The organism is Curtobacterium sp. B8 (genome assembly GCF_000333315.1).
GTDB lineage: Bacteria > Actinomycetota > Actinomycetes > Actinomycetales > Microbacteriaceae > Curtobacterium > Curtobacterium luteum.
On sequence record NZ_BACW01000435.1, the window covers coordinates 1 to 6,638 of the forward strand.

Annotated in this window: 5 protein-coding genes and 1 pseudogene; 2 read left to right on the top strand and 4 right to left on the bottom strand. The window is 70.5% G+C overall.

The window, feature by feature from the left end; all coding sequences use genetic code 11:
- The first annotated feature begins 218 nt into the window (after positions 1–218).
- A complete protein-coding gene (locus I59_RS11155; protein WP_022903929.1) occupies positions 219–1,172 on the top strand; it encodes an ROK family protein in 954 nt (317 codons plus the stop codon).
- Between the two features lie 127 nt (positions 1,173–1,299).
- Positions 1,300–1,893, top strand: a complete 594-nt coding sequence (locus tag I59_RS20950) for a type IV toxin-antitoxin system AbiEi family antitoxin (protein ID WP_022903930.1) — start codon at positions 1,300–1,302, stop codon at positions 1,891–1,893.
- Here the strand turns inward: I59_RS20950 and I59_RS11165 are convergent.
- The 4 genes and pseudogenes from I59_RS11165 to secD all read right to left on the bottom strand — a co-directional run.
- Positions 1,872–4,199, bottom strand: coding sequence for a bifunctional (p)ppGpp synthetase/guanosine-3',5'-bis(diphosphate) 3'-pyrophosphohydrolase (locus I59_RS11165; protein ID WP_022903931.1), 2,328 nt, complete (start codon positions 4,197–4,199; stop codon positions 1,872–1,874). The genes I59_RS20950 and I59_RS11165 overlap by 22 nt on opposite strands.
- A 72-nt stretch (positions 4,200–4,271) precedes the next feature.
- Positions 4,272–4,619, bottom strand: coding sequence for a rhodanese-like domain-containing protein (locus I59_RS23485; protein WP_261976559.1), 348 nt, complete (start codon positions 4,617–4,619; stop codon positions 4,272–4,274).
- 27 nt (positions 4,620–4,646) lie between these two features.
- Positions 4,647–5,621, bottom strand: a pseudogene (secF, locus tag I59_RS11170) (protein translocase subunit SecF); the annotation flags it as partial.
- Positions 5,621–6,638: protein translocase subunit SecD (gene secD / locus I59_RS11175; protein ID WP_022903933.1), on the bottom strand; the 1,018-nt coding region annotated here is incomplete at its 5' end. The gene secD and the pseudogene secF, both read right to left, overlap by 1 nt.

Here is a 6,638-nt window from a genome sequence, read left to right on the forward strand (position 1 = left end):
TGGTCGCAGCCGGCGCGGACCGCATCGGCACGAGCGCCTCCGCCCGCATCCTGGAGGAGCTCGCGCACCGCACCGAGACCGGTGCCGCGTCGTCACTCGGCGACGACACCTCGTCCTACTGACCCTCACCCCCCCCCCCCCGGGGGCGAGCACCCGCCGGGCGCCAGCGTGCGCACCGGACGTGCTGTGAGCCTCCAGGCCGTCGCACCGGAGCGATCATGACCGACAGCACCACCCAGTCCTCGTCCCTCGCCCTGGCGGTCGACCTCGGCGGCACCAAGGTCGAGGCGGCCCTGGTCACCGACCAGGGCGTCGTCCTGCCGGGGACGCGGCACCGCAGCCCGACCGGCCCCGGCCGGACCTCCGACGAACTGCAGGCCGCCGTCGACGAGGTCGTCACCGCGACCCTGGCGACCCTGCCCGCGGACGCGACGCTCATCGGTGTCGGGATCGGGTCGGCCGGCCCCGTGGACGAGGTCAACGGTCTCGTGTCGCCGCTCAACATGCCGGTCTGGCGCGGCTACCCGCTCCGTGACCGCGTCGCGCAGCACGTCCCCGCCGGCGTGCCGGTGACGCTCCGGATGGACGGCCTCGCCATCACGCTCGCGGAGCACTGGGTCGGTGCCGCGCAGGGGTCCGACCACGTCATGGGCATGATCGTGTCGACGGGCGTCGGCGGCGGGCTGATCCTGCACGGCCGGACCGTGAGCGGCCCCACCGGCAACGCCGGACACATCGGGCACGTCGAGTGCGGTGGCTTCGACGACCCGTGCGCCTGCGGCGGGACCGGCTGCCTCGAGGCCGTTGCCAGCGGCCCAAAGACGGTCGCGTGGGCGCAGCGTCAGGGGTTCACCGGCACGACGGGCGAGGAGCTCGCGGCCGCGTACGCCGCGGGTGACGAGGTCGCGGTGGCCGCCGTCCAGCGCAGCGGTCGCGCGCTCGGGCAGGCGATCGCCGCCGCCACGAGCCTGGTCGACCTCGAGGTCGTCGCGATCGGCGGCGGCTTCTCGCACGTCTCCCCCGACCTCTTCGAGTACGCGCGGCAGGCGGTCGCGGAGCGGGCCGAGTTCCCCTTCGTCACGAAGGTGCGGATCGTCCCGACCGGGCTGTCGCAGGACGGGCCGCTCATCGGCGCTGCGGCACTCGTGCACCGCGCCGACGTGCTGCGCTGACCGGGAGCGATCGTGCGGCGTCGTCGGGCGCTGACGCGCTGCGGCCGGGAGGCACGGCAGCCCTCCGGCACGCCCGTCCTGTCCACAGGCGGCCGGCTGGAGCACGCGCGTCGGGCAGGATGACGAGGTGCCCCGACCGCGCCTGCTGACGACCGACGACTGGCCGGAGGCAGAACTCCGCGCGGCCGTCCTGGCCGGCGAACTCGTCGCCGTCGGCGAGTGCTGGGCGTCCCCGGCCGAGCCGCAGGACGCGGCGCTGCGCGCCGCGGCCGCCGCCTGGTCGCTGCCGGACCGGCGGCTCGTCGCCGCGACCCGCACCGCAGCCTGGGTGTGGGGAGCGCTCTCGCGGTCGCCGCTCCCCCACGAGTGCGTGCTGCCCGGACGAGTCCGGTTGCGGGTCGACGACCCGACCGTCCGGGTCCGTGACGTCGGACTCGCTCCGGAGGACGTCACGGAACTGGCGGGGCTTCGCCTCACGGTCCCGTTGCGCACGGCGGTCGACCTGCTGCGGGCCCCGGGGCCGTCCGCGGGTCGCATGCACCGGGCGGACGAGGACGCCGTGCGGGGCCTGGTCGCCACCGGGCTCGTACCGCTCGACGACCTCCGGCACGCCCTCGAACGGCTCGGCGTTGTCCCGATGGCCCGCCAGGCGGAGCGGCGGATGGCCACCGTGTTCTGTGCGCCCGGCGCGGGGCCGCGTCAGCCGGCGCTGACGCGGTAGACGTCGTACACGGCGTCGATCCGGCGTACGGCGTTCAGCACGCGGTCGAGGTGGGTGGTGTCACCCATCTCGAACACGAACCGGCTGAGCGCCAGGCGGTCGGAGGACGTCGAGACCGTCGCCGAGAGGATGTTGACGTGGTGGTCGGTCAGCACCCGTGTGACGTCGCTGAGCAGGCCTGAACGGTCCAGCGCCTCGATCTGGATCTGCACGAGGAAGACCGACTTCGACGACGGCGCCCACTCGACCTCGATCATCCGGTCGGGCTCGTTCATCAGCGACTTGACGTTCGAACACGCCGCCTGGTGCACCGACACGCCCTGCCCGCGGGTGATGAAGCCGACGATCTGGTCGCCCGGCACCGGGGTGCAGCACTTCGCGAGCTTCACGAGGATGTCCGGGGCGCCGCGGACGAGCACGCCCGAGTCGCTGTTGCGCAGCTGCCGGCTGGTGATCTGTCGCGGGAACGCGAGCTCTGGCTCGTCCGTCTCGGTCTCGGTCTGGACGCTCCCGAGCACCTTCTCGATCACGGACTGGGTCGACACGTGACCCTCGCCGATCGCGGCGTAGAGCGCGGACACGTCCTCGTAGCGCATCGACGAGGCGACCTCGGCGATGGTGTCCTGGCTGAGGATGCGCTGCAACGGCAGGTTCTGCTTCCGCATCGCGCGTGCGATGGCGTCGCGGCCCTGCTCGATCGCCTCCTCGCGGCGCTCCTTCGTGAACCACTGCTTGATCTTGTTCCGGGCGCGGGGGCTCCGCACGAACTGCAGCCAGTCCTGGCTCGGGCCGGAGTCGGGGTTCTTCGAGGTGAAGATCTCCACGACGTCGCCGCTCGACAGCGCGCTCTCGAGCGGGACGAGCCGACCGTTGACCTTGGCGCCCATGGTGCGGTGCCCGATCTCGGTGTGCACGGCGTACGCGAAGTCGACCGGGGTCGCGCCGGAGGGCAGGCCGATGACCTTGCCCTGCGGGGTGAAGACGTAGGTCTCCTTCGCGCCGATCTCGTAGCGGAGGGAGTCGAGGAACTCGCCCGGGTCGCTGGTCTCGGCCTGCCAGTCCGTGATGTGGGCGAGCCAGGCCATGTCCTGGTCGTCCTGGCTCGAGGTGTCGACGTCGCGACCGGTGACCCGCTGCTTGTACTTCCAGTGCGCGGCGACACCGAACTCGGCGCGCTGGTGCATCTCGTGCGTCCGGATCTGGATCTCGACCGCCCGCCCCTGCGGCCCGAGCACCGTGGTGTGCAGCGACTGGTAGAGGTTGAACTTCGGCGTCGCGATGTAGTCCTTGAAGCGACCCGGCAGCGGCGTCCACCGGGCGTGGACGGACCCGAGCATCGCGTAGCAGTCGCGGACGGTCGGGACGAGCACCCGGATGCCCACGAGGTCGTAGATCTCGTCGAACTCGCGCCCGCGCACGATCATCTTCTGGTAGATCGAGTAGTACTGCTTCGGGCGCCCCATCACGTCGCCACGGATCTTCGCGGCCTTGAGGTCCTTCTTCAAGGTGCCGATGACGTTCTGCACGAACTGCTCGCGCTTCGGCTGCCGCTCCTTGACGAGGCTGTCGATCTCGACGTAGAGCTTCGGGTGGAGCACCGCGAACGAGAGGTCCTCGAGCTCCAGCTTGATCATCTGGATGCCGAGCCGGTGCGCCAGCGGCGCGTAGATCTCGAGCGTCTCCTTGGCCTTGCGCGTCGCGGACGCTGACTCCACGAAGCCCCACGTGCGGGCGTTGTGGAGGCGGTCGGCGAGCTTGATGACGAGCACGCGGATGTCCTTCGACATCGCGATGACCATCTTGCGGACCGTCTCGGCCTGCGCGCTGTCGCCGTACTTGACCTTGTCGAGCTTCGTGACACCGTCGACCAGCATCGCGATCTCGTCGCCGAAGTCGGCACGGAGCTGATCGAGCTGGTAGTCGGTGTCCTCGACCGTGTCGTGCAGGAGCGCCGCGGCGATGGTGATCGTCCCGATGCCGAGGTCGGCGAGGATCTGCGCGACCGCCACCGGGTGCGTGATGTACGGCTCGCCGGACTTGCGCTTCTGGCCGTCGTGGGCCTGCTCGGCGGTCGAGTACGCCCGCTCGATGAGCGTGACGTCGGCCTTCGGGTGGTGCGAGCGGACCGTGCGGATCAGCGTGTCCACGGCGCCGGCGGGCTGTGCGCGGGAGAACAGGCGCGGCAGCAACGACCGGAGCGACCCGATGTTGCCGGTCGTGTTCGGACCGATGGGGCTCGTCGGGCGGGCGGGCGAGGCCGGGCGGCTCGCGGCGTCCGACGGCGTGGATTCGCGCGTGTCGGTCATGATGCGCCTCCCGAGACCTCGTCCGGAGCGGATTCGCTCCGCGTTCGATCCGACAAGACTACGCGCGTCCGGTCAGTGCTCGTGACGCGGTTCGCTCTGAGCACCGCGGACGACCTCGGCGCCCGACTGCTCCCACGCGGTCATCCCGCCGGCGACGTTCACCGCCGGGACGCCGGACTGTTCGAGGGCCGCGACGACCCGGGCCGAGCGGCCACCCGAGTGGCAGATGACCATCGCCGGGGTGTCCCCGCCGTCGATCTCCTGCCACCGGGCGACGAGCTCCGACATCGGGACGAGCGTCGCCTCGGGGGCGTGCACCTCGTCCCACTCGGACTGCTCGCGCACGTCGAAGAGCTTCGCGCCCGCAGCGAGACGACGACGGGCTTCGGCGACGTCGATGTCGGTGATCTCGACCGCCATCAGACGTCGGCCGTCGCGTCGACCTGCTGCTGCCGCTTCGCCGCCGCCTGCACCTTCTTGGCGTCGGCCCTGGCGGATCTTCGGCTCGTTCTCGCGCAGGTGGCCGTACATCGGCGACGCGATGAAGATCGTCGAGTAGGTGCCGACGATGATGCCGATGAACAGGGCGAGGGAGATGTCGCGGAGTGTGCCGGCGCCGAGGACGTAGGACCCGATGAAGAGGATCGCCGCGACGGGCAGCAGGGCGACGACCGAGGTGTTGATCGACCGGACGAGCGTCTGGTTCACGGCGAGGTTGACCGACTGCGTGAACGTCCGCGAGCTCTCCTGGGAGGTGTTCTCCCGGACCTTGTCGAAGACCACGACCGTGTCGTACAGGGAGTAGCCGAGGATCGTCAGGAAGCCGATCACCGCGGCGGGCGTGACCTCGAGGCCGACGATGCCGTAGACGCCCGCCGTGATCAGCAGGTCGTGCAGCAGCGCCACCATCGCCGAGACCGACATCTTCCAGGTACGGAAGTAGAGCGCCATGACCACGGCGGCGAGGGCGAGGAAGATCACCAGGCCCCGGATCGCCTGCGCGAGGACGTCCGCACCCCAGGTCGCACCGATGAAGGTCGCGGCGACCTGGCTGTCCGGCACGCCGTACGCCTTCGCGAGGGCGTCCTGGACCTCGGTGGTCTCACGGTCGGTCAGCTGGCCGGTCTGCACGCGGATACCGTGCTGGCCGAGCTGGGAGACGCGTGGGATGCCCTCCGGGACGATCGACTCGACGGTGTCGGTCGCGATCGTCTGGTCGGTGGTCTTCACGTCGGAGATCGTAAACTCCGAACCGCCGGTGAACTCGATCCCGAGCTGGTACCCGCCCCGGAGCCACGGCACCCCGAGCGAGAGCACGATCGCGATGATCGCGACGAGGTACCACGTGCGGCGTCGGCCGACGATGTCGTACGACCGCTTCCCCGTGTAGAGGTCGCTGCCGAACTGGCTGAAGCTGGCCATCAGTCGTCCTTCCCGTCCGGCGTGCTGCCGGTGTCGCCCGCGGCTTCGCGGGCCTTGCGCTCGGCGATGGTCTGGCGGCGCTGCGCCTCACCGGCGCTGCGTCGCTGGCGCTTGCCGTCGACCACCGGTGCGCGGAACTGCGCGCGTCCGCGGTAGACCGCGCCGAGGGCCGACGGGTCGAGCCCGCTGAACCGGTGCCCCTCACCGAAGAACCGGCTGCGGGCGATGAGCTGCATCATCGGGTGCGTGAAGAGCACCACCACGACGACGTCGATCAGGGTCGTGAGGAGCAGCGTGAACGCGAAGCCCTTCACGTCGCTCACCGCGAGGATGTAGAGCACGACCGCGGCGAGGAAGTTGATCGAGTCGGACGCGAGGATCGTGCGGAGGGCTCGGCGCCAACCGGCCTCGACCGCGCCTTCGAGACCGCGTCCGTCGCGCAGCTCGTCGCGGATGCGTTCGAAGTACACGATGAACGAGTCAGCCGTGATGCCGATCGCCACGATCAGACCGGCGACGCCCGCGAGCGAGAGCCGGTAGTCGACGCGCCACGACATGATCGCGATGACGAGGTAGGTCAGGGCCGCGGCGACCGCCAGCGAGAGGACGGTGACGAACGCGAGTGCCCGGTACTGGATGACCGAGTAGATGATCACCAGGATGAGGCCGATCAGGCCCGCGACGAGTCCGCCGACGAGCTGCGCCGTACCGAGCGTCGCCGAGATGTTTTCGTTCGACTGCACCTGGAAGTTGATCGGCAGCGCGCCGTACTTGAGCTGGTCGGCGAGCGTCTTCGCGGACTCCGCGGTGAAGTTGCCGGAGATCTGCGCCTTGCCGTTCGTGATCGCGGCGTTGGCGGCGGGGGCCGTGATGATCGTGCCGTCCAGGACGATCGCGAACTGGTTCTGCGGCGCCTGCAGCTTGACCAGGCGGCTCGTGACGTCACGGAAGTCGTCCGAGCTCTTGCCCGAGAAGGTCAGGTTGACGGCCCACTGACCGGTCGAGGCGCCCTGCGAG

Excerpts from the sequence above, each read along its gene's own strand:
- I59_RS23485 (WP_261976559.1), bottom strand. The coding sequence starts at position 4,619 with ATGGCGGTCGAGATCACCGACATCGACGTCGCCGAAGCCCGTCGTCGT.
- I59_RS11155 (WP_022903929.1), top strand. The coding sequence starts at position 219 with ATGACCGACAGCACCACCCAGTCCTCGTCCCTCGCCCTGGCGGTCGAC.
- I59_RS11165 (WP_022903931.1), bottom strand. The coding sequence starts at position 4,199 with ATGACCGACACGCGCGAATCCACGCCGTCGGACGCCGCGAGCCGCCCG.